The organism is Gemmatimonadota bacterium (assembly GCA_009835325.1).
GTDB lineage: Bacteria > JAAXHH01 > JAAXHH01 > JAAXHH01 > JAAXHH01 > JAAXHH01.
Genome location: VXWP01000030.1, coordinates 14,743 through 36,597, shown reverse-complemented (window position 1 = coordinate 36,597; position 21,855 = coordinate 14,743). Strand labels below are relative to the sequence as shown.

The 21,855-nt window shown below is 64.7% G+C and carries 22 protein-coding genes; 1 reads left to right on the top strand and 21 read right to left on the bottom strand.

Features of this window, described 5'->3' with window-relative positions:
• Nucleotide 1: 1 nt before the first annotated feature.
• The 16 genes from F4Z81_03300 to F4Z81_03225 all read right to left on the bottom strand — a co-directional run bounded on the left by F4Z81_03300 (nucleotide 2) and on the right by F4Z81_03225 (nucleotide 14,329).
• On the bottom strand, nucleotides 2-463 hold the full coding sequence (locus F4Z81_03300) for a hypothetical protein (protein MXW04077.1): 462 nt from the start codon (nucleotides 461-463) through the stop codon (nucleotides 2-4).
• Nucleotides 447-716 (bottom strand): AtpZ/AtpI family protein, encoded by a 270-nt coding sequence (locus tag F4Z81_03295; GenBank protein ID MXW04076.1) that lies wholly within the window; start codon nucleotides 714-716, stop codon nucleotides 447-449. Before F4Z81_03295 ends, F4Z81_03300 begins: the two co-directional genes overlap by 17 nt.
• Nucleotides 717-726: 10 nt before the next feature.
• Complete coding sequence (locus F4Z81_03290) at nucleotides 727-1,191, bottom strand: hypothetical protein (protein ID MXW04075.1); 465 nt, start codon at nucleotides 1,189-1,191, stop codon at nucleotides 727-729.
• Between the two features lie 52 nt (nucleotides 1,192-1,243).
• The gene (locus F4Z81_03285; protein MXW04074.1) at nucleotides 1,244-2,170 is read right to left on the bottom strand and encodes a M23 family metallopeptidase; all 927 of its coding nucleotides are present in this window, start codon (nucleotides 2,168-2,170) and stop codon (nucleotides 1,244-1,246) included.
• 165 nt (nucleotides 2,171-2,335) lie between these two features.
• Nucleotides 2,336-3,196 carry a ParB/RepB/Spo0J family partition protein gene (locus tag F4Z81_03280; GenBank protein MXW04073.1) on the bottom strand — a complete coding sequence of 287 codons (861 nt, stop codon included), beginning with the start codon at nucleotides 3,194-3,196 and terminating at the stop codon, nucleotides 2,336-2,338.
• Nucleotides 3,147-3,950, bottom strand: coding sequence for a ParA family protein (locus tag F4Z81_03275; protein ID MXW04072.1), 804 nt, complete (start codon nucleotides 3,948-3,950; stop codon nucleotides 3,147-3,149). Before F4Z81_03275 ends, F4Z81_03280 begins: the two co-directional genes overlap by 50 nt.
• A gap of 41 nt (nucleotides 3,951-3,991) precedes the next feature.
• Nucleotides 3,992-4,483 (bottom strand): 2-C-methyl-D-erythritol 2,4-cyclodiphosphate synthase, encoded by a 492-nt coding sequence (locus tag F4Z81_03270; protein MXW04071.1) that lies wholly within the window; start codon nucleotides 4,481-4,483, stop codon nucleotides 3,992-3,994.
• A gap of 39 nt (nucleotides 4,484-4,522) precedes the next feature.
• On the bottom strand, nucleotides 4,523-5,254 hold the full coding sequence (gene ispD / locus F4Z81_03265; protein MXW04070.1) for a 2-C-methyl-D-erythritol 4-phosphate cytidylyltransferase: 732 nt from the start codon (nucleotides 5,252-5,254) through the stop codon (nucleotides 4,523-4,525).
• 167 nt (nucleotides 5,255-5,421) lie between these two features.
• The gene (locus F4Z81_03260) at nucleotides 5,422-5,805 is read right to left on the bottom strand and encodes a hypothetical protein (GenBank protein MXW04069.1); all 384 of its coding nucleotides are present in this window, start codon (nucleotides 5,803-5,805) and stop codon (nucleotides 5,422-5,424) included.
• A gap of 169 nt (nucleotides 5,806-5,974) precedes the next feature.
• Nucleotides 5,975-7,150 (bottom strand): tRNA preQ1(34) S-adenosylmethionine ribosyltransferase-isomerase QueA, encoded by a 1,176-nt coding sequence (gene queA, locus F4Z81_03255; GenBank protein ID MXW04068.1) that lies wholly within the window; start codon nucleotides 7,148-7,150, stop codon nucleotides 5,975-5,977.
• Nucleotides 7,147-8,196 (bottom strand): Holliday junction branch migration DNA helicase RuvB, encoded by a 1,050-nt coding sequence (gene ruvB, locus F4Z81_03250; protein ID MXW04067.1) that lies wholly within the window; start codon nucleotides 8,194-8,196, stop codon nucleotides 7,147-7,149. Before ruvB ends, queA begins: the two co-directional genes overlap by 4 nt.
• Entirely contained in the window at nucleotides 8,197-8,805 is a 609-nt protein-coding gene (gene ruvA, locus F4Z81_03245; protein MXW04066.1) for a Holliday junction branch migration protein RuvA, read from the bottom strand.
• Entirely contained in the window at nucleotides 8,783-9,301 is a 519-nt protein-coding gene (gene ruvC, locus F4Z81_03240; protein MXW04065.1) for a crossover junction endodeoxyribonuclease RuvC, read from the bottom strand. The genes ruvA and ruvC overlap by 23 nt, the downstream gene beginning before the upstream one ends.
• 9 nt (nucleotides 9,302-9,310) lie before the next feature.
• Nucleotides 9,311-10,060 carry a YebC/PmpR family DNA-binding transcriptional regulator gene (locus tag F4Z81_03235; GenBank protein ID MXW04064.1) on the bottom strand — a complete coding sequence of 250 codons (750 nt, stop codon included), beginning with the start codon at nucleotides 10,058-10,060 and terminating at the stop codon, nucleotides 9,311-9,313.
• 9 nt (nucleotides 10,061-10,069) lie between these two features.
• Nucleotides 10,070-12,364, bottom strand: a complete 2,295-nt coding sequence (locus F4Z81_03230; GenBank protein MXW04063.1) for an SMP-30/gluconolactonase/LRE family protein — start codon at nucleotides 12,362-12,364, stop codon at nucleotides 10,070-10,072.
• 9 nt (nucleotides 12,365-12,373) lie between these two features.
• Nucleotides 12,374-14,329 (bottom strand): hypothetical protein, encoded by a 1,956-nt coding sequence (locus tag F4Z81_03225; protein MXW04062.1) that lies wholly within the window; start codon nucleotides 14,327-14,329, stop codon nucleotides 12,374-12,376.
• 363 nt (nucleotides 14,330-14,692) lie between these two features.
• Here F4Z81_03225 and F4Z81_03220 point away from each other — a divergent pair, with 363 nt between their 5' ends.
• Nucleotides 14,693-15,568, top strand: a complete 876-nt coding sequence (locus tag F4Z81_03220; protein ID MXW04061.1) for a serine acetyltransferase — start codon at nucleotides 14,693-14,695, stop codon at nucleotides 15,566-15,568.
• On the opposite strand, the gene trxB is transcribed toward F4Z81_03220, so the two are convergent.
• Genes trxB through F4Z81_03195 form a run of 5 tightly spaced genes read right to left on the bottom strand, consistent with a single transcriptional unit; the run spans nucleotide 15,565 to nucleotide 21,791 of the window.
• Nucleotides 15,565-16,488, bottom strand: coding sequence for a thioredoxin-disulfide reductase (gene trxB, locus F4Z81_03215; GenBank protein MXW04060.1), 924 nt, complete (start codon nucleotides 16,486-16,488; stop codon nucleotides 15,565-15,567). The two genes, F4Z81_03220 and trxB, sit on opposite strands and share 4 nt — an antisense overlap.
• Nucleotides 16,489-18,096 (bottom strand): tetratricopeptide repeat protein, encoded by a 1,608-nt coding sequence (locus tag F4Z81_03210; GenBank protein ID MXW04059.1) that lies wholly within the window; start codon nucleotides 18,094-18,096, stop codon nucleotides 16,489-16,491. It abuts the gene before it with no gap.
• A 46-nt stretch (nucleotides 18,097-18,142) separates the two neighbouring features.
• Complete coding sequence (locus F4Z81_03205) at nucleotides 18,143-19,486, bottom strand: bifunctional folylpolyglutamate synthase/dihydrofolate synthase (GenBank protein ID MXW04058.1); 1,344 nt, start codon at nucleotides 19,484-19,486, stop codon at nucleotides 18,143-18,145.
• Complete coding sequence (locus F4Z81_03200; GenBank protein MXW04057.1) at nucleotides 19,483-20,649, bottom strand: YheC/YheD family protein; 1,167 nt, start codon at nucleotides 20,647-20,649, stop codon at nucleotides 19,483-19,485. The genes F4Z81_03205 and F4Z81_03200 overlap by 4 nt, the downstream gene beginning before the upstream one ends.
• Nucleotides 20,646-21,791 carry a sugar kinase gene (locus F4Z81_03195; GenBank protein MXW04056.1) on the bottom strand — a complete coding sequence of 382 codons (1,146 nt, stop codon included), beginning with the start codon at nucleotides 21,789-21,791 and terminating at the stop codon, nucleotides 20,646-20,648. Before F4Z81_03195 ends, F4Z81_03200 begins: the two co-directional genes overlap by 4 nt.
• Between the last annotated feature and the right edge of the window lie 64 nt (nucleotides 21,792-21,855).

The following is a 21,855-nucleotide window of genomic DNA, read 5'->3' as shown; positions in this document are numbered from 1 at the left end:
CTTACCGGTACGACCGCTTCGGCTTGCTCAACACGGCGGTCCAGTCTGCCCGATTATCCGATGAACCCTGTCTCATGACCAGCACCAGGCCACACAGGGTCAGGGTGAAGGGAATCAGGGACACGCCCGTCAGCAACCCGATGGGGTGGAACCAGTTCCCCGACGTCACGAAATAGAGCACGATCCCCAGCAGCGGCAGCTTGGCCATCAGCAGCAGGAACAGCTTGTTGCGGTTCCGCTTGATCTGTTCGCCGGGCGTCACGAAACGGCGGACCAGCCAGGCCGTGACGTAGAGCATCATCAGCCCGATCATCGACCCGACGAAGAAATTGACGGCAAGCAGGTCCGCGCCCGCCACCCGCGCCGCGATGGTGCCGACGATGGTCAGCACGGCGCTGATCCGGTAGACGCGGGGCAGAAACCGCCTCAGTGATTCGCCATCATGTTCAGTGCTTTCCGCCATCTCTCTCTCGCTCCGCCGCTTCGATCTTCCTGTTCAGCCGTTTCAGCGTCCTCGCCATCTCCAGGAACCCGGCCACGACCCCGAGCATGGCGCCGACGACGCCGCCCCAGGGCTTCCACTCAGGCCAGACCCGTTCGACCTGGTGACCCAGGAAGTACCCGATCGCGGTGGCGAAAACCAGGGTCAGGCCGATTACGGCGAGCTCCCCGGCTTCCCTCATGTACTGCCATTTGCCCTGCGTGTCCCGTGCCATAGACCATCAGTCAACGCTCGTAGGAATATGGAGTACCGGACGTACCGGATGCGGCGTCGTCTCCGCCGTCCAACTGATCCGTCCGGTTCTTCTGGTCCGCCTGGTCCGCCTGGTCCGTCTGGTTCGCGCGGCCTGCCTGGTCCGCCCGGTCCGATCCGACGGGTTCGTCCGCCATGTCCGAATTCCCGTGGAAAACCGCTCCTTCCTCGATGACGAGGGTCTTGGTCTTCAGGTCGCCGACCAGGGTGGATTTGCCGCCCAGGAGAATGTGTTGTGAAACGATAAGGTGGCTTTCCACGTAACCATGAATGACCGCGGTCTTGGATTCGATGGTCGATCCGACGATCCGGCCGGTCTTGCCGACCTCGACCCCTTCGGTGGCTTTCACGTCGCCGTGCACGGTGCCGTCTACCCGGACATTGCCCTCTACGTCCATCGAGCCGTTCATTTCAGCGCCTTTGGCTATAATCGTCATACCGCACTCCCGGAATCGTCTTGCGCCTGTTGGTCTGCCTGGCCCAAACGGGTCAGCGTTCCGTCCGCAGGCTCACCAGCAGATCGTCCCAGTGGATGACCTCGGGCAGGTAGCCGCGGGGATCTACGGGAACGTCGTCTTTCCAGACCTCGTAATGCAGATGCGGCGCCGTACTTCGGCCCGTGTTCCCGACCAGGGCGATGATCTGCCCTCTTCGGACCGCCTGGCCGAGGTCGACGCGCAGCCGGGCGTTGTGACCGTAACGCGTCGACATATCATATCCGTGATCGATCTTGATCAGCCAGCCCAGGTTCTGGTCCCAGTCCGCGAACGTCACGATCCCGTCGGCCGTGGACACGACCGGCGTACTTTCGCGGGCGGCGACGTCCAGGCCGAAATGCCTCGCGACGATCGACTCTTCCCCGGATTGAAACTCCCGGGTCACCCAGCCCGCCACGGGCCATATGGACGGCACGTACCGGAACAGCGCCGCGCTTTCGCTTTCCGCGGCGGCCGCGCCGTCAACGGTGGCCGGACCTGCCAGACCGGCCAGGTTGACCGCAGCCTCCTCCGGCAGGCCGTCATCCGCCAGGAAGGGCAACCCGTCCCGGCGGGCGGTCAGGACGGACCAGACCGACCGAAAGCCGGTTTCATCGTCCACGCGGGCCAGGTATCCTGATTCCATCTCTTCGACGCCCGCCAGCCTGCGAATGGTTCTGCCGGTCTCCTTCAATTCCTCCAGCTGCCGGGCCAGTTCCGTGGACTTGTCCTCAACCGTCTTCATCTGTGCCTTCCAGGAATGGCCGAAAGTAACGTCGACTATACCCGTAGGAAGGACCAGGAAAGCCACGGGCGCGAGTACGCACAGGCCGATCACTACGACGAGCGCGCCGAAGAGGAACCGCGGCATGCGCAGTTCGTGCGCCCGGCCCGATCGGTCGGAGACGAAAACCAATGTCATCCAGTGCATTCTGAACATGGCCGACACCGCCCCGGATACGTGCGTACCTCCCTTGCTCCGTTACGCCTCTCGACGGATTCGGCGCAACAGCATAAATATAGTCCGCCGGCCCGAAAAGTCAACGTATATCGGCAAAATAACGGGGCTGAACGGGCGTGGGGCGTGTGCGGGGTCAAGCGCGTATCACAGTCGGACTTTCAGCAGTTCGAGGATGCGGTTCAGGTCGTCCGTGGAATAGAACTCGATTTCGATCTTCCCCTTGTGCTGCCTGCGATTGATGTTCACCTTCGTGCCGAGTATGCGCTGCATGATGGACTCGGCGGCCGCGAGGTCGTGGGGCTTGCGCGCCGGGGCGCTTTCCCGCTTCTCCTCGTAGCGTTTCTTGACCAGTTCTTCCACCTTGCGGACCGACAGGCCCTTCTTTACGACCTGCTTGCACAACTCGGCCTGTTCCGTACGGTTTTCAAGACCGAGCAGCGCCCGCGCGTGGCCCATGGTGATCTCGTCGGCCAGGAGGCATTTCTGGACCTCGGCCGGCAGTTTCAGCAGCCGGAGCGTGTTGGCCACCGTCGTCCTGTTCTTCCCCACCCGTGTGGCGACTTCCTCCTGGGTGAGGTGGCATTCTTCCTGCAGCCTGAGGTACGCCCGGGCCTCGTGGATCGGGTTCAGGTCGTCCCGCTGGATGTTCTCGATCAGCGACAGTTCCATCATTTCTTCAGGAGATGAAACCGCCATGACGATGGCCGGTATGGTCTGGTAGCCCGTTTGCCTGGCGGCCCGCAGCCTCCGTTCCCCGGCGATCAGTTCGTATTCATCCTGCCCGTTCTTCCGGCGAACGGTAACCGGCTGGATTACGCCCTTTTCGAGGATGGATCGGGCCAGTTCGTCGAGCCTGGCCTGGTCGAAGGACTGCCTCGGTTGGTAGGGATTGGCCGAAATCCGGTCTATCGGCACCTGGAGCACGCTTTGCCGGCCTTCCTGGTCGTCCGGAAGGTCAGGAATCAGCGCTTCCAGCCCCCGTCCCAGCGCTTTCCTGGCTGCCATTGGCCATCACCTCTCTGGCCAGATTCATATAGCTTTCCGCGCCAGACGAGAGAATATCGTAGAGGATGATCGGACTCCCGAAACTCGGCGCTTCGCTCAACCGGACGTTTCTCGGGATGGTGGTCTGGTAGACCTTGTCCGCGAAATACTGCTTGGCTTCCACCTCGATCTGTCTCGAGAGATTGAGCCGCTTGTCGTACATCGTCAGGAGGATGCCTTCGATCTTCAGGTTGCGGTTCAGGTGCTTCTGGATCTTCCGGATCGAATTGAGCAGCTGCCCGAGTCCCTCGAGGGCGTAGTACTCGCACTGGATGGGAATCAACACCGAGTCGGCCGCCGTGAGGGCGTTCAGGGTGAGCAGGCTCAGGGAGGGCGGGCAGTCGATCAGGATGTATTCGTACTCGTCTCGTATGGGCTTGATCGCCTCTTCCAGCTTCCGTTCCCGGGCGATGGCCGACACCAGCTCGATTTCGGCGCCGACCAGCCGCCGATGGGCCGGGACGGCGTGGAGCGCGGGGATCTCGGTCTGCTGGACGGCTTCCCCGATGTCGCGCTCGTCGAGCAGCACTTCGTAGATCGTCACGTCCAGCGTCCGGTCCTGCAGGCCGAGTCCCGACGTGGCGTTCGACTGCGGGTCCAGGTCGACCAGCAACGTCTTCTTCTCCGCGACCCCCAGGCAGGCGGAAAGGTTGACGGACGTCGTCGTCTTGCCCACCCCGCCCTTCTGATTCGCAATCGAAATGACCTTGCCCATGAAATACCTTACGGCGGCACGGCGGCGCGCGAAAACACAAATCACCCGCCGTCAGCGGAACGGATCAGTACCACGGCGTGGGCCGCGATGCCTTCTTCCCGTCCCGTGAATCCGAGTCTCTCTGAAGTTGTGGCCTTGATCGACACGCGGTCGTCCGGGAGTCCGAGGGCTTCGCCGATCCGGCTGCGCATCTGTGACACGTAGGGCGATAGTTTCGGACGTTCCGCGACGACGGTGGCGTCCACATTCGATATAGTATAACCGGATTCACCCAGTGCGTCAACAATCCGTTGGAGCAGTACGAGGCTGGAAATCCCGCGGTAACGGGCGTCGGAATCCGGGAAGTGAATCCCGATGTCTCCCAGCCCGGCCGCGCCCAACATAGCGTCGCCGATGGCGTGCGAAAGCACGTCCGCGTCCGAGTGGCCCTGCAGCCCACGTTCGTGGGGAATGGTCACGCCGCCCAGCACAAGGGGCCTGCCTTCCGCGAAGGCGTGGACGTCGTAGCCGGTACCTGCGCGTATATCATCCATGTCCTGAGCCTCGTTCGTCGATTTTCGGTTGCCGCACCGTCAGATCCGCCCCTGTCGCCGCAATATGCGCTCAGCGATTTCCAGGTCCTCCGCCGTGGTCACCTTGATGTTGTCGGGACTGCCCTCCAGCACCCGCACCACGTATCCGGCCCGTTCCACCAGTTCGGCGTCGTCGGTACCCACGTAGCCTTCTTCGCGCGCCCGTTCATGGGCCGCCCGCAGGATCCGGTATGCGAAGGTCTGCGGCGTCTGCGCCCGCCAGAGCGCAGACCGGTCCGGGGTCGCCTCGACCACGCCGTCCCGGATGATCTTCATCGTATCCGTGGCCGGGGTGGCCGATATCACGGCGCCGTGCCTGGCTCCCTCGAGGACGGACGTTTCAAGCGCGCCCTGTTCGACGCAGGGCCGTGCCGCGTCGTGAATCAGCACGGACCCGGTGCCTTCGTCAAGGGCCATCAGGCCGAGATAGACCGACTCCTGGCGCGTGCTTCCGCCGGCAACCACATCGGCCAGCTTCGGATGGGCGCCGCCCGGGACGGCCAGATGCTCTCGGCAGGACGCTACCCGGGAAGGCTCCACCACCACTACGTAGCCTTCCACGGCCGGGCACGCCTCGAAGACGGCGAGGGTATGGGTCAGGATCGACCTCCCGCCGATCGCGATATACGGTTTCTCTTGGGCCGACCGCATGCGCAGGCCGGTTCCGGCGGCGGGGATGATGCCCATGACCGAATTCAACGGCAATGCCTCCTTCCGGGCCGGATCGAGCATCGGGCGCCGGCGGGTGCGTTCAATTTGCAGGCCGGAAAATGTTCGTTCACGCGCTCCACGGCGAGCCTGCTCTAATGATTACAAATTAAAGCGATCGCGTGAAGGAATATGAATGATATTTTGGGAATCGATTCAAAAATCCGGGAGGGGGACGTACCATCCCCGGATCAGGGGCCGCCCAGATACCACCAGGCCAGCAGGCTTCCGGAGGTCCCGGCCGTGAGGATCGCCCCGACGAAAAACGCCAGTAAAAAGGCGCGCCACAGCATGGCGCGGGCCCACTTTACGGCGTCCTCGACGCGCCGGATCTTGCGGAAACGGACCGGACCCCGGTTCAGGACCGGATTGCCTCGATCATGGCCGGTATCCGCACTAATTCCATGCAAGGGCGTGTTCGAAAACGCGCCGATAGGGGTCCGCCGGTTCCAGGCGCGCCAGGTCAAGAGGATGGTCAGCAGGGCGCCAGCCAGGATGATGGCATCGGTCAGGGGATCGATAAGGCCAACATATTCGCGGGACGCGGACGCCGCGCCGATCTCGTCAAGGTTCATGTCCGCCGCCGTTGGTTGAGGCCTCCGGGAGCGCCGTCGGATTCGACAGCCGCGAGGACCAGGGTACCGCATTCATCGGACGATCATATGGCCATCTGTTTCCGATGAGTTAAAATATGTGTATAAACGTTAAAGTAAAGATGTTTGATGTTTAGAAATTTGAATTAGCTCAGACAATCAGCATGGCGTCGCCATAGCTGTAGAACCGGTATTTCTCCCGGACCGCATCCTCGTACGCGGCAAGGATCAGTTCCCTCCCGGCGAAGGCGCTGACCAGTAGCAGGAGCGTCGATTTCGGAAGGTGGAAATTGGTCAGCAGCGCGTCGACCAGCTTGAATTCGAAGGGAGGGTAGATGAAACACCGGGTAAGGCCCTCGTACCGGCGCGGTTCGAGACCTGGCCCTCCTGGCCCGGACACGCCCCCGGATCTTCCCGCGACGCCGCCCCCCGCCGCGAGCGTCTCCAGGACGCGTACGGTCGTCGTTCCTACGGCGACTACGCGACCCTCGTACCGCCTGCGCTGGATCGTTTCGGCCTGGTGCGCTTCCACCCGGTAGTATTCCGCATCCATCTCGTGGTCCGCCACGTCGTCGGTGCGGATCGGCTGGAACGTTCCCGGTCCGACGTGGAGCAGGACCGGCACCACGGCCGTGCCCCGCGACCGGATGCGATCCAGCAGGGGTGCCGTGAAATGCAGTCCGGCCGTAGGCGCGGCCACGGCGCCATATTCCTCTGCGTAGACCGTCTGGTAGCGGTCCCGGTCCTCCGTGTCCGGCGCGCGGTGTATGTAGGGCGGCAGCGGCGTGCGGCCCACCTGCTCGATGATCCGGGCCACGTCCGTGTCCCCTTCGAAACGGACGTGACGAATCTCCCTCCCGGGGTCGTCTTCCACGGTGGCGGCCAGGACGCCACCCTCCAGTTCCAGGCGCGTCCCTTTCGCGAGCCGTGCGCCCGGTTTCAGCAGCGCTTCCCAGCGGTCGGGCCTGGTATCGCGAGTTGTCGCGGACGCGCGAGATGTTTCGGATACGCGGTCGGGCGAAGATGCGCGGGTGGGCACGGTATCGAGTGCCGGGCGTGCCGGACGGATCGGACGGACCAGCACGACCTCAACCTTTCCGCCGGTTTCCGGCCGCACCCCACGGAGCCTGGCCGGCATCACCCGCGTCCGGTTGAGCACCAGCGTGTCGGCCGGGGCCAGGTAGTCGACGATGTCCCGGAATGTACGGTGTTCGATCTCGCCGCCGCGCCGGTGCACCACCATCAGCCTCGACGTGTCGCGGGGTTCGGCGGGGTATTGGGCGATCAGGTCTTCCGGCAGGGTATAGTCGTATTCGGATAGATTCACGGATTGTCGAACAGTCCGGCCTGCGGCCTGGGAGGCGGAGGCGGCGCCGTGAATCCCAGGTGGTCGTACGCCAGTTCGGTGGCCACCCTGCCCCGGGGGGTGCGCTTGATCAGTCCCTGGACGATGAGGAAGGGTTCATATACCTCCTCGAGCGTACCGCTCTCCTCGCCCACGGCCACGGCCAGTGTGTTCAGGCCCACGGGACCGCCCTCGTACTTCTCGATGATGGTCGTGAGGATCAGCCGGTTCATGTCGTCCAGCCCCATGTGGTCCACGCCCAGCATTTCGAAGGCGGCCTTCGCGGTCTCTCCGGTGATGCGACCGTCACGCTTGACCTGGGCGTAGTCCCGCACCCGCTTCAGGTACCGGTTGGCGATCCGGGGGGTTCCCCGTGACCGCAGGGCGATCTCCATCGCACCGGACTCGTCGGTCTCCACGCCGATGATTTCCGCTGCCCGCGCAACGATCAGGTAAAGCTCGTCCGGCGTGTAGAAATCGAGGCGGATGGGGATCCCGAAACGCGCAAGGAGCGGCGCCGTGAGCAGGCCCGTGCGCGTCGTCGCGCCCACCAGGGTGAAATGGTCCAGGTTAAGGGCGAGGGAACGGGCGTTCGGTCCGCGGTCCACGAGGATATCGATCTTGAAATCCTCCATCGCCGCGTACATGTGCTCTTCCACCACGTGGTTCAGGCGATGGATCTCGTCGATGAAGAACACGTCTCCCGGCTGCAGGTTGGTCAGCAGGCCCGCAAGGTCGGCCGGCTTGTCCAGCACCGGTCCGGCGGTCTGTCGGATCTCCACGCCCATCTCGTTGGCGAGAATGGTGGCCAGCGTGGTCTTGCCCAGTCCGGGCGGTCCGTGGAGCAGCACGTGGTCGATGTGGTTCTCGCCGCGGGTCTTCGCGGCCTCGATGTAGAGCTGCAACTCCGCCTTGGCCTTTTCCTGGCCGGGGAATTCATCGAAACGGCCAGGCCGCAGCGCGCGGTCGAACTCGGCATCCTCGTCGAGCCGGTCGGGGTCGGTAAGCGGGAAGTCCCGTTCGTCCATCTATTGCCTTTTCTGGTTTTTGAGCACCGTTCTGATGATTTCCTCCGCGACGGGCGTCTCCGGGCTTTCGGACAGCACGCGGATGACCTGCCTGCGCGCTTCGGGATGATCGAGGCCCAGGGACACCAGGCCCGTGATCGCGTCGTCCACCTCGGGGGCCTCTCCCGCCGGCGCTACGGGCAGTGCCTGCGTTCCGCCGGTATCCATGGCGGCCAGCTTGTCGCGCAGTTCCATGATCAGCCGCTGTGCGGTCTTCCGGCCGATCTTGGGCAGCGAGACCAGTTTCCCGATGTCTTCGTTGATGATGGCCGCGGTGAACTCGGCGACCGTCGCGCCGGAAAGGATGTTCAGGGCCACGCCGGGACCGATGCCGGGCAGGGTGATCAGCACTTCGAAAAGGCGCTTCTCCTCCTCGGTCCCGAAACCGTAGAGCTGCATGCCGTCCTCCCGAGCATGGAGCACCGTTTCCACGCGGACCTGCGAGCGCGCGGGACCCAGGGCCTCGAGCGTGGAAAGGGGGACGAACATTTGCAGGCCGATCCCGCCGACGGACACCGTGATGTTGTCGGGCTGCTTGTCGACCAGTTCACCTTCGACGAATGCGATCAACGGCCTTTATCCCTCCGGTTATCCGGTGATAGTGGCAGATGGCGACGGCCAGCGCGTCCGACGCGTCTTCCGGCAGGGGTTCCCGGCCGGGGCCCCGGTCGAGGTTCAGCATGGCGCTGACCATGTACTGTACCTGCTGCTTCGATGCGCCTCCCGCGCGGACGATGGCCGATTTCACTTCGCGCGGGGCGTATTCCCAGACCTGCAGTCCCCGGTTCGCCGCAGCCAGGAGGGCGACGCCCCGGGCATGGCCCAGTACGAGGGCCGCCCTGGGGAACCGGCCGCCGAAGGTGGACTCGACGACCACCAGTTCCGGATGGTTCCGGTCGATGACCTCGCACAGGCCGTCGTAGATGACCTTGAGCCGGTCCGCCAGGGGTTTTCGCGATCCCGGACGCAACACGCCCTGGTCCAACAGCCGGTACTGCCTGCCCCGGGCCTCGATCACGCCGTATCCCGTAATCACGCTGCCCGGATCGATTCCGAGGATGATCATGGATACCCGCTACCCGTTCATTTCCTCCAGCACCTTGTCGTCTATGTCGAAATTGGCGTATACATGCTGGACGTCGTCGTGGTCCTCGAGGACCTCCATCAACCGGAGGAGCTGTTGCGCATCCTGACCCGCGACGGCCACGGTCGACTGCGGGATGCGGCCGATTTCCGCCCGCAGGGGGGCGAAACCGCTCTCCTCGAGCTGGACGCGGACCGCCTCGAAATCGGAAACGGCCGTCAGCACGTCCAGGGTCTCCCCCTCGTCCTGGATGTCTTCGGCGCCGGCGTCGAGGGCGACCATCATGACCTCGTCCTCGTCGACGCCGTCCTTGTCCACCACGATCGTGCCTTTCTGGTCGAACATCCAGGCCACGCAGCCCGCCTCACCCATGTTGCCGCCGTTCTTGGTGAAGGCATGGCGCATCTCGGACGTGGTACGGTTCTTGTTGTCCGTTACCGCTTCCACCAGCAGCGCCACACCGGCCGGGCCGTAGCCCTCGTAGACCAGTTCCTCGTAATGCACGCCGTCCAGCTCGCCCGTGCCGCGGGCGATGGCCCGGTCGATGTTGGCCTGGGGCACGTTTTCCGCCTTTGCGGCGAGTACGGCCGTCCGGAGCCGGGGGTTGGACGTGACCGATCCGCCGCCCTGCCGCGCCGCAATCGTGATTTCCTTGATGACCCGGGTGAAGATCTTCCCGCGGGCGGCGTCTTTCTGCTCCTTCTTCCGCTTGATCGTGCTCCACTTGGAATGACCCGACACCTTGCCTCCTCAGGGAATCGTAACGACCCGTTTCCCCGTACCTGTGTTGTTGGCTGTGTCCCTGGCGCGAATGGCGAGGGTATGTTCTCCGGACTCCAGGCCGTCCAGGGCGATCTCGAAGGCCTCCGTCTCCGAATCCGTTACGCCGTCTTCGGGATGGACCACCCGCCAATCGCCTCCGTCAATCGCGTATTCGACCCGGAACAGAGGACTGGCGCCGTCCTGGACCATGAAGGACAGCAGGCCGCCCGCCACGTCGATCCGGGTGACCTGAGGACCGGTATTGTCCACCAGGAAGGGTTCGCTCAAGTATTCCGCCGCCAGGGCCTGGTCCGGAGGATTGGAGGGGGCGTCGCTGGCCACGACGCGGAGGACGTATTCGCCGTCCGGAAAGGTCTCGGAATCCCACGAATAGGAAGGAGTTCGCCGTTCCGACTCCAGAATTTTCCACGTTTCTTCCGCTTCGCCCCGGAAATAGATCTCGTAAGACAGTCCGTCCCCGTCGGGATCGCTCGCCCGGACCGCGACCGCCCGCATGCCCTTCCGGTAGGCGGGCGACCCGGAGGACGCGTTCTGGCCGCGGCCGTTACCCCGGCCGCCGACCTGCGCGGCGATGCCCGGGGGGAGATCGGCTTGTGCGGACTGCCCGACCTGGCCCGGCGCGGCGTCCCGCAGGTAGACGCCCGGCTCGTACACCGTGACCCCATGCACCCTGGGCGGATTGTTCCGCGTCAGGTACGAGGCCGAAACGGACGAGACGGAGGGGGTCTCATCGTTCCGCGTGCCCAGGACCGCCTTCCACTGCAGGTAGCGGGCGGGCGGGCAGGCCAGGGCTTCCCCTGCCGGATCGGTATAGGGTCCGGTCCACTCGCTCCAGGTCTGGTCCGGAGAATCCGTATTACCGGACCGCGCGAACAGGCGGACCGATGTTCCGGGGGGCTGCTCGCTCTCCCACCGGATACGGCCCCACCGCGCCATGCCCCGGGTATCCCGGACGTCGGACTCGTACTCGCCCTCGCGCACCGGCGTGGAGCGCAAACGGTACAGGTTTCCTCGATTGCTCGTCGCCACGACGACGCCGTCCGACGCGTCGGGCGAAAGCGCCGTGATCTGCGACTCCTGCAGTTCGTTCAGCAGCGTGCCGACGCCCCGTTCCCGGACGCTGTATAGCCGGCCGCTCGACCCGGTACCGATGAGCAGTTCGTTTTCCCCGCGAATCGCCAGCGACAGGCCTACGTCCGTCTGGGACCGCCACCACTCCTCCACCCGGCCGTCCGGATCGATCCTGAAGACGACGCTGCCTCCCGTGGCGAAATTACCGACGGCCGGGCGATCGGCGGTCTCTGCCGCGGCGGTCACCTGAATCGCGTTGAGCATCGGACCTCCGCCCGGATCATCGGGCGCGCCAGTGGAAGGCGGCGGCATCGAAGCGCCCGCCGTTCCGGCCCGGCCGCCGCGGGCGCCCCGACGCGGTCCGCTCAGTGCGCCGGCGAACACCGCGCCGTCTTCGCCCACCAGAAGGGTATTCACTTCACCGTAGGGAGAATCATGAAGGACCGAGATGGCGCCGTCGGACGAGATCCTGTAGACTCTACCGCCCGGTTCGGTCCCGGCGATGAGCCGGCCCGATCCATCCACGGCCAGGGCCATCACATGGGCCTCCTCCAGCTCGGCCAGCAAGTGTGCCCCACCGTTTTCGTCTATACGGAAAATTCTACCCTGCTCCCCCGTTCCCGCGTAGAGCCCGCCCCCGGCGTCCAGCGCCAGCGACCAGATGTAGTTCGTGCCGTTGCCCTTGCCGTCGTCCGGGTCACTGCCCGGCTCGCCGTCCGGGCCATTCATGCCGCCATCCTGCGTGGGATCGAAAAACACCGCGTGCGTCCCGTCCGGGTCGATCCGGTAGATCCGTCCATCAGGGAATGTAGCCGCGTAGACCCGGTCATTCCGATCGATCACGACGCTGCGGATTTCCAGCTCGTCCACATCGAAAAACACCTCGGACCGGCCCGAAGGATCAATCCGGTACAGCTTGCCGTCGTTTCCCGTACCCGCGTACAGGTTCCCCCTGGAATCGGCCGCGAGACTCCAGATCAGCGGCTCGTCGCTCTCGAAAACGAGGTCCAGGACCGGTGACAGGGTCAGGCGGCCCTTGCCGGTAATGGAAACGCCCCGGGTTTCTCCTTTTATAAAGTCCCCTTGTCCGGCCTGTTTCCAGATGACGGGCGTCGACGCGAGGACACCGAACGCCGCCGGCAGAAACACCACGGCCATGCATAGTACTCGCCATCCCGGTACCTTGGTCAAGTATCGCTCCTATCGCTTCACGGTCAGCCGGCTCCAGTTCTGCCCGGCGACGACGTAGTCCGTGCGGATCGTTTCTTCGGCCACCACCTTCTCGCGGATCGGCACGAAACTGCCTTTGGTACGCTCCGAATCCATGACGGCGAGGACCGACGGGGGCAGTCCGGGCATTTCTCTTCCCTTCACCATGCCGCCCGCGCCGCCCTGGAACATCTTCAGGTATACCCGGTTGCCGGTCCGGCGGTTATTGAGCAGTTCGATCAGCCGGGGGCCGTCCGTGGGCCTGTACCTCTGGGGTACGGCATTCAGATCGTGGCGGGTGACGGCCCGGGCGGAACCGACCAGTACCTGTACCGGTCCGGCCGATACGGTCTTGGGGATCGTCACGTCCATTCGCCTGACCACGCGGTCTCCCCGGTAGGGTCGTAGGTACACCCTGACCTCGAGCGTATCGCCCGGCTCGACGGTTTCCGAACCGAACCAGACATCTTCGATGACGGCCGTACTGCGTTCGTCGGAAGAATGGATCTCGATCCTGAGAGACTCGATCATCGGGGTGATGAACCGGTTGTCGAGGACGAAATTGAGCACGCCGTTCACATCCCTGGCCAGCGCCGACAGGGACGCCTGGCCGGAAAACTGGTCGTCGAAGACGACATCCGGATGGTCCCTCAGGGCGATCCGGCCGCCGAGCGTTATGGTTCGTTCGCCAGCCATGCGACCGTTCGCGAGAATCGTATTCGACACGGCCATGTTCACCAGCAGCGGCGTCCAGCCGTTCGCCATCATCACGTCGAACCGATAGTTCCGAGGGGCGTGGCCGGCCTCGTCATAGGAGAGTTCCACCGGAATCATGCGCGCCGAATCGCCGAGCTGGCCGTATATACCGTTCGTGTGGTCCCACAGGACCGAACCGACTTCATCCGCCACGCTGCTGATCTTGGTGGAACCGGCCTGGTCCGGGATGACCGTGATGATTTCCGCCCGGTTCATCGGGACGTTCAGGGCGCCCGTCCACAGGAAGGGATGCCCGAAGGCCAGAATGGCGTCTTCCTCGCGCCAGGTGACCGTACCCGTGCCCGCCAGATTGAAATCGCCCCGGATGAGCTGCGCGCTCACGGCGGATCCCGGTTCCAGGGGGGACGTCCCGCCGGCCGACACCGGGCCGTACTGTTCCGGGTCCGCGACATCGTGCGCCTCCGGGCCGTACTGTTCCGGGTCCGCGACATCGCCGGCTACGCTGCCGGGTTCTGTGTTGTTGGAAGCGCCGGCCACACTGCCGGTTTCTCCGCCGCCGGAAGCAACGGCCACACTGCCGCCCGCCACCGGAACGAGCCCACGACTGCGCAGTTCATCTTCGAAAAGGGATACTGTGCTCGGGTGGAATCCCGAAAACACCATGGGAACGGCAATAGGTTTGAGACCGGACGGACCGAGATCGGACGGATTTAGATCGTCCCGGCCGCCGCCCATTCCGCCCGGCGCCCCGCCCGGTGCGTTACTTCCCGGATTCGTTTCTGTCTCCACGGCCTCGCGTATGGCCAGCATATGGCCTATCGGCGTGACGCCACCGATAGGTTTCATCGGAAAAAAACCGAAGCGGTACGCCAGCGCGCCGACGAGTTTTCCGTCGATATACACGGGGCTGCCGCTCATCCCCGCGATGACGCCCGCATCGTCGACATAGGGCCCCGATACCCCCACCATGATGATGTCGTGATCCGTGTAGAACTGGTTCTTGATGACGCCGATCACTTCGACGTCGAAGGTATCGATCCGGGCATCCTGAAAGACCGTGAGGCCATATCCCCGCATGCCCGGATGCACGTCGTCGATATCCATGAACCCGGCATGCTGGCCGGCGGACCGGGCTTCGGCAGGCGAGGCGGACTGGCCCCCGGTCGGCAAGGCGGGTGTAAGCAGGCCTGCGTAAAGGAAAAGCACGACCATCGATCGAATGATATACATTGGGCCGCTGCGCGGTGAAAAGGGGATTGGAAAACGACGCCAGACTACTGCAATATAAGGTCGTACCGCTTCCCCTGGCAACTGGTTTGTAGCAGCTTCCGGACGATCACGGCGCAGCCGTTAATGACAGAAACCGCTTGACTTACCGCGATGGTTCCGCGAGATTCAGACAGCCGCGCGAGGGTACGGAAAGCCGGCCCCGCGTATCCCAGGACACCTTTGGAAAACGTCAGACGATAACCGGTTTGGAGCACCATGAGAGAATCACGACGCAATAAGACCACGGAAGAGAAGCTGGTGCCGAACGTCAATATGACCATGTCCGAAACACGCAGCCAGATCGGCGCCATTTCCTCCCGGATCGTGCAGTCCTACGACGCGCTCGGCGGCCTGAACCGTATCGACGGCAAGAACCTGCCTTCCAGGGAAAGGGTCTACGGAATCCTGAAGGACCTGCTGGCGCTCTGCTTTCCCGGCTACTTCGGCGCCGAACCTCTCGTAACGAAGAACGTGGCCTTCTACGTGGACGGACTGGTGGACACCATCTACATCCGCCTGAGAGAGGAAGTGACCCGGAGCCTCATGCACGATGCGCAGTGCAAGGGTAAGGATCCCGTGGCCTGCGAGGAGATCGCCGACCGGATCGCGCTCGAACTGCTGGAGGCCGTTCCCGATATCAGGAAGTTGCTCATGGGCGACGTGGAAGCCGCCTACGACGGAGATCCCGCGGCGAAGAGCCACGACGAGATCATTCTCAGCTACCCGTGCATGGAAGCCGTCGCCACCTACCGGATCGCCCATGAACTGTACTTGAGGAATACGCCGCTCATCCCGCGGATCATGTCCGAGCACGCCCACAGCCGCACGGGCATCGACATCCACCCGGGCGCGACCATCGGCACCCGTTTCTTCATCGACCACGGAACGGGCGTCGTCATCGGGGAAACGGCACTGATCGGCAATAACGTGAAACTCTACCAGGGCGTGACGCTCGGTGCGCTGAGTTTCCGGAAGGATGAGGGCGGCCGGCTCGTCAAGGGCGGCAAGCGCCACCCCACCATCGAGGACGACGTGGTCATCTACGCCGGTGCGACGATCCTGGGCGGCGAAACGACGATCGGGCACGACTCGGTGATCGGGGCCAGCGTATGGCTGACGGAACCGGTACCGCCCCATTCCAAGGTGACCATAGGCGACCCGAACCTGGACGTGGTGAAGCACGACGCCCGAACGGCCTAGTCCGCGTTCTCAGCGATGTATTTCTCGGCTTCCATGGCGGCGGCGCATCCCGTGCCCGCCGCGGTGACGGCCTGGCGGTATACGTGGTCCTGCACGTCCCCGCCCGCGAACACGCCGGGCACGCTGGTGTGCTGCCTCCGGTCCGTCAGGATGTAGCCCTGCTCGTCCACTTCGAGCTTGTCCCTGAATAGATCGGTATTGGGCGTGTGACCGATGGCGATGAAGAGGCCCTCGGCGTCCAGTTCCCGGACCCGGTCCGATTCCAGTTCCCGCACTCGCACGCCGGTCACGCCGGTGGTTTCGTCACCCAGCACCTCGTCGACCACGGATCCCCACAGCAATTCGATCTGCGGATGTTTCAGGACCCGCTCCTGCATGATCCGGCTTGCCCTCAGCTCGTGGCGGCGGTGTATGATCCAGACATGGCTCGCGAAGCGCGTCAGAAAGAGCCCCTCCTCCATGGCGCTGTCGCCGCCACCGACCACGGCGACTTTCCGGTCCCGGTAGAAGGCGCCGTCGCAAGTCGCGCAGGTGGAGACGCCCCGTCCGAAGAACCTTTCCTCGCCCGGCACACCGAGCAGGCGGGGTGACGAACCGGTACTGATCACTATGGCCTTTGCCGTGTACTCGCTGCGGTCCGTCGTGATCCGGTGCGCCCCCGGTTCGAAGGCTACGGAGGTGACTTCCTCGTACTTCATCTCGGCGCCGAAACGTTCGGCCTGCTGCCTCATGCGGTCCATGAGGTCCATGCCGCCCAGGCTTTCGGGGAATCCGGGGAAGTTCTCGATCTCGCTGGTGAGCGACAGCTGCCCACCGATCGTGCTGCCCGTCAGCACGACGGGAGACAGGTTCGCCCGGGCCGCGTAAAGGGCTGCCGTATAACCCGCCGGACCCCCGCCGATGATGACGACCTGCTCCATTTACTCGATCCGCTTGATGATGTGAAAGCCCATGGGCGTCTGAACGACCCCGCTGAGCTCGCCGACCTCCAGCCCCATTGCGGCCTGCTCGAATTCCGGGATCATTTCGCCCGGACCGAAGAAACCGAGGTCGCCCCCGGAGTCCCGGCTCGAATCGATGGAGGTCTCCCGGGCTAATTCGGCGAAATCGGCGCCGGCCGTCAACCGGTCCATCACGGCGTCCGCGGCCTCCCGCGTGGCGACGACGATCTGGCGGACGCGGATCTTGTTGGATTCGATGGCCTTCGTCCGCTCCTCCACGATCCGCCGGACCCGGTTCAACGCGGCTTTCAGCTGCGCGTTATCCGGCACAAGCTCAAGGGCCTGTTCATAGTTTGTGATCGCCTGGTCGAAGTCTTCCATCCGCTCGTGTACCAGGGCGATTTCCGCGGAAATACGCGGGTCTCTCGCGCCCAGGTCGAGGATCTCCCCGTAGTAACGCAGGGCATCGGGAAGGCGGCCTTCGGCGAAGGCCAGGCGGGCAAGCGCCACGCGGGGCACGACTGACTGACCTCCGACCTCCAGAGCCCTTTCCCAGACGGCCCGCGTGCTGTCCGGCATGTTCTTGCTCTGGTAGGCGGTCCCCAGGTTCATGTAGGCGTCCATGTAGCCAGGAGCGAGCGCGGCGGCCCGTTCCCATTCCGCGATCGCGTCGTCGACGCGCTCCAGGCCCATGTAGGCGACGCCGAGATTGAGATGGATCCTGGGCAGCTGATCCTCCGGGGGCGACAGGGTGAGCACTTTCTCGTAGGCCTCGGCCGACTGCTCGTATTCCTCGGTATCGGAATAGACCTTGCCGAGATTCGTGTAGGCGTCGACGTAAGAGGAATCGTTCTCGATCGCCTGCAGGTAGTGGTGGACCGCTTCGTTGAGGTACCCGCCCTGGTTGTACGCGATCGCCATGTCGGTATGGGCCGCGGCCAGGTTCGGTATCCCCACCATCATCCGGTCGTACTGGCTTCGAGCCCAGGCATAGACGGTATCGGGCGGTACGGTGCTCATGCGCGCGACGCTGAGCGTATCGCCCTCTACGGTCTTGATGAACGCATCCAGCGCGGCGGCCGAATCCCCCCTGGCGTGGTGTACCAGTCCCATCGTGAGGTAGGCGGCGGCGAAACCCGGCGCGATCTCCAGGGCGTGTTCGAGATGGACCTGGGCGCTGTCGTACAGCCCCTGCTCGAAATACACAGCGCCGAGGTTGTTCTTCGTAAGGGCGATAGTGGTCAGAAACTGCTGCACCGCGGCTTGCCGGCGCTGTTCGGGCGTCAGGGAGGTGTCCGGCGGCGCGGCTTGCGGGGTGGGCGCTCCAGGCCGGATCTCCGCGCCGGTCGTGTTTTCGGGAACTTCCGCAGCACCCGGAGCTTCTGTCCCGGCCGGCGGATCGGCGGTCGTCTGCGCGATAGCCGAGCCCGTCCCGATGAGGAAAAGACTGAGGGTGCAAGATGCCAGCCACATTTCTGGCCGGACCCAAGCGATTCCCCATGTCTGATTGACCTTGCTCATTGGCTTCCGCCCTCCGGAATTTACCACCTGAACAGCTACGCGATTCACTTCAACCGATTCGCGCATATTTTTGCGGCCCCGCGTTTCTCTTCAACGGTTTCGCGATTGTTTTTCAACGACTTGCCGTTTCTTCGGGTTCCAGTTCGTTCAGTACTTCCAGGGCCTCTCCCGCCAGCGCGAAGCATCCCGTCACCAGGACCAGGTCGTCGGGTCCCGCCCTGCCCATCGATTCGGAGAGAGCCGCCGCTACCGACGGCGCTGTCCGCGCCTGCGTTCCGGCACGCATGCAGGCTGCGGCCACGTCCCCGGGATCCGCCTGCCTTTTCCGCAGCACGCGCCGCTCGGGGACGATAATCTCGTCGGCGTAGCGCGCGATGACCGCGCACAGATCGTCTACGTTCTTGTCACGGTGTGCGGAAAGCACGACGATGACGCGCCGGGCCGGAAACAGGCCGCGCAGGCTGTCGGTCAGGCTTTCGGCAGCCAGCACGTTGTGGGCGCCGTCCAGCACCACCCAGGGCCGGTCCTGCAGGACCTGCATGCGTCCGGGCAGCCGCACCGAGGCCAGGCCGCGGCGCACGCCCCGGTCCGTGATCTCCATGCCCCCTTCAGACAGCGCCTGTGCCACCCCCACCGCCATGGCCGCGTTGGCGGCCTGATACGACCCGGAGAGCGGCAGCGCGAGATCTTCATACGTCCGGCCCGCGGCCTCAATGTCGATCACCTGCCGGCCGATCGCCGCTTCCTTGAGCGCGTAACGCACGTCGACGCCCACCTGCACCAGGGCACTCCCATGGCGCCGGCAGGCTTCCTGAATCGCTTCGGATGCTTCCGGAAGCTGGGCGGCCGAAACGGTGCAGACGCCCTCCTTCACGATCCCGGCTTTCTCGCGGGCGATTTCCGCGATCGTCTCGCCGAGCCGGTCCGTGTGGTCGAGGCCGATAGGCGTAATCGCACAGACCTGCGGCCGGATCACGTTGGTCGAATCCAACCGTCCGCCCAGTCCGCATTCGACCACGGCCAGGTCCACCCGGCGTTCCCTAAAATACACAAAGGCCAGGGCGGTGAGTACATCAAAAAAAGACCCCATGTCCTTCCACCGCGGCCCGGTTCCTTCAATCGCCGGGCGAGCGCGTTCCGTGAGTTCGGCGAAATCCGGTTCGGAAATGGGCTCGCCGTCGATCTGTATGCGTTCGCGCAGGGAGACGAGGTGGGGCGAGGTGTACAGGCCCACGCGGTAACCGCATTCGCGCACGATCGCCGCGATCATGGCGGCGGTGGATCCCTTCCCCTTGGTGCCGGCCACGTGCACCGAATTCCACTGCCCTTCGGGTTGGCCCAGGGCTTTCGTCAGGGCGCTTATGCCCGACAGGTCCATGCGAACAGGGGCGGCGCCCGGCCGCTGTTCGAAGTCCACGAATCCGTACAGATAGTCCAGCGCCTCTTTATAGTTCATGCGGTCGTTCCGATTCCGGCCAGGGACCTTGCGTACTCGAAGGGACGGGCCACCGACCTGCGGCGTATCGCGCCGTACCGCTGGCGGGCCGAAGCGGGGACGTCCTCGCTGCGGGCGATGCGCCTGAACACGTTCCGGCCGGGGCGGGCGTTGACTTCGATGATCCACGGCAGCCCGGCCGCGTCCGGCACGATGTCGAGGCCCACCTCTCCGATGGGTCCGAGTTCCGCGTCCAGCAGGCGGCAGGCCGTGAAAGACGCCTCTTCGGCGCGGCGCAGGATCTCCTTCCTCATGGGCCGACCGTACACCGTGTCGAGGACGGGTTCGGCCTCCTCGGAACGGGCACCGTTGCTCAGGTTGGTCGTGGGGCCGTTGGTCTGCCCGATGCGGGCCGCCAGGCCGGTAAGGTCCCACCGAGCCTGCCCGTCCTTCTGCATGAGCAGCCGAAGGTCAAACCTCGGAAAATGCCTTTCGCTCGGCGGTTCTGCCGATATCCCCTGTTGTACCAGGCAACCCATGGGTTCCCCGCGGGTTCCGGCGGTCAGCGCCATGATCCGGTCCATGGCCGGCCCTGCGCCACGTGTCTCAAAAGTTGCGTCCAGCGTCCTGATGACCTGGCGTCCCTCCGCGGACCGGACGATTTCCATGACGCCCGTTCCAAGTGAGCCGACCCTGGGCTTGACGTATACGTGATCGTATCGCGTCAGGAACGCCCGCAGCGCGTAGGCATCGAGGATTTCGGTATGAGGTAAGGCGACGCCTGCGCCCGCCAGGCGCCGGTGCATCTCCAGTTTGTCCACCGCCAGCCGAACGAAAGACCCGGGATTCACGAAGGGTATGCCCGCCCGGTCGAACAGCCCTCGCGCGCGGTCCGCGGCGGGAGAACCGGCGGGATCCAGCACGGGCGCCCGGTCGTAGATGACCGCCGGCCACGGCTCGGGGCCGCATTCGACCCACTGGCCGTCCACGACCGTGGCCGGAGACACCGTCCCTTGCGCGTCATCCACGTCCGCTGCGTCGAACACGACCGCACGCAGGTCCAAAGCGGCGGCCGCCTCGCAGCACTCTTCGAAAAACCCCGTGGGCGGACCGAAGGGCCGGTCCTGTTCGTCCGGCGCCCGGCGGGTATGAATGCCTACGGTGAACCTGGCCTTCGTCTTCATGATCCCGCGGTCCGAGTGGACGGTGTGGGCGATGCGGACGGCCCCGATGGTGCGGACGATGCGGATTGGGCAGATTGGGCGGACCGGACGGTACGGACCGGACGGGCCAACCGCTTCACTTCCTCCAGCGTGGACCACGTCATGTCGCCCCGTTCCGACAGGCACAGCGCGGACAGCGCGGTGCCGTATGACAGCCCGTTCGCGAGATCTTCGCGCAGCAGGCCGTACAGCAGGCCGGCATCGAATGCATCGCCGGCGCCGAGCCGATCGACCGGTTCCACCACGTAGGGCTGCGTATATAGAAAGCCGGTCTCCGCGGACCAGCCCACGGCCCCGCCCTCGGACAGCGTCAACACCACGATCTCGTTCCCGAACCGCCCGTGGAGGGCTTCGACGGTTTCCTCCGGTTTTCCGTCCAACCCGAAGATCAACGCCGCGTCGTCGGACGTCGATACGAGTATGTCGACCTCGCCCAGCATCGTTTCCAGGACGGCGCGGGCCTCCTCGGGCGACCACAGCTTGGCACGGTAGTTGACGTCGAATGAGGTCCGGTAACCACCCTCCGCGCGGTTGCCCAGGACCCGGGCGACCGTCTCGCGGCAATCAGCACTCAGGGAAGCCGTGATGCCGGACGTATGCACGATCCGGGCGCCGGAACGGAGCGCCTGTTCCACCACCGTGGGCGTCATGCCGGTCGCCGCGGACCCGGCACGGTCGTAGACAACCCGGCTGCCTCTCGGCGGCGAACCAGGCTCGAGAAAGAATACGCCGGTCCGCTTGGGCCGACTGGGCCGCGTGGACTGCCCGGCCTGATCGCCCTGCTCGGTCTGTCCACCCGACGGCTCGTCCTGGTCGCCTTGCCACGCCACGTGGGACGTGTCCACCCCGTGCTGGGCCAGTCTGGAGGCGATCCACCGGCCAGCGGGATGGGCGGGGAGGACGGAGACCCAGGCTACGCCGGCGCCCATCCGCGCCAGGGCCGCCGCCATGTTGGATTCCGTGCCCGCCGCGTCGGCCCGCAGATAATCGGCCTGTTCCAGCATCTCGCCGTCCACGGGCGAGAACCGGATCATCGTCTCGCCGAAGGTAATGACGTCGTACCGCGGCCGTGAAGGCGCGCCGGAAGGAGAGGAAGAGGACATGTTCGGATTAGTTGTGCGGGCGCGGCGCCTCAGGTATGCGCGGCGCCTCAGGTATGCGCGGCGC

Coding starts and splice junctions, on each gene's coding strand:
- ruvC (MXW04065.1), bottom strand. CDS start 9,301: ATGATCATCCTCGGAATCGATCCGGGCAGCGTGATTACGGGATACGGC.
- F4Z81_03195 (MXW04056.1), bottom strand. CDS start 21,791: ATGTCCTCTTCCTCTCCTTCCGGCGCGCCTTCACGGCCGCGGTACGAC.
- F4Z81_03285 (MXW04074.1), bottom strand. CDS start 2,170: ATGTTCAGAATGCACTGGATGACATTGGTTTTCGTCTCCGACCGATCG.
- F4Z81_03270 (MXW04071.1), bottom strand. CDS start 4,483: ATGGATGATATACGCGCAGGTACCGGCTACGACGTCCACGCCTTCGCG.
- ruvB (MXW04067.1), bottom strand. CDS start 8,196: ATGGACGAACGGGACTTCCCGCTTACCGACCCCGACCGGCTCGACGAG.
- trxB (MXW04060.1), bottom strand. CDS start 16,488: ATGGAGCAGGTCGTCATCATCGGCGGGGGTCCGGCGGGTTATACGGCA.
- F4Z81_03280 (MXW04073.1), bottom strand. CDS start 3,196: ATGGCAGCCAGGAAAGCGCTGGGACGGGGGCTGGAAGCGCTGATTCCT.
- F4Z81_03300 (MXW04077.1), bottom strand. CDS start 463: ATGGCGGAAAGCACTGAACATGATGGCGAATCACTGAGGCGGTTTCTG.
- F4Z81_03290 (MXW04075.1), bottom strand. CDS start 1,191: ATGACGATTATAGCCAAAGGCGCTGAAATGAACGGCTCGATGGACGTA.
- F4Z81_03260 (MXW04069.1), bottom strand. CDS start 5,805: ATGAACCTTGACGAGATCGGCGCGGCGTCCGCGTCCCGCGAATATGTT.
- F4Z81_03295 (MXW04076.1), bottom strand. CDS start 716: ATGGCACGGGACACGCAGGGCAAATGGCAGTACATGAGGGAAGCCGGG.
- F4Z81_03275 (MXW04072.1), bottom strand. CDS start 3,950: ATGGGCAAGGTCATTTCGATTGCGAATCAGAAGGGCGGGGTGGGCAAG.
- F4Z81_03210 (MXW04059.1), bottom strand. CDS start 18,096: ATGCGCGAATCGGTTGAAGTGAATCGCGTAGCTGTTCAGGTGGTAAAT.
- F4Z81_03200 (MXW04057.1), bottom strand. CDS start 20,649: ATGAAGACGAAGGCCAGGTTCACCGTAGGCATTCATACCCGCCGGGCG.
- ispD (MXW04070.1), bottom strand. CDS start 5,254: ATGCTCGATCCGGCCCGGAAGGAGGCATTGCCGTTGAATTCGGTCATG.
- F4Z81_03205 (MXW04058.1), bottom strand. CDS start 19,486: ATGAACTATAAAGAGGCGCTGGACTATCTGTACGGATTCGTGGACTTC.
- F4Z81_03225 (MXW04062.1), bottom strand. CDS start 14,329: ATGTATATCATTCGATCGATGGTCGTGCTTTTCCTTTACGCAGGCCTG.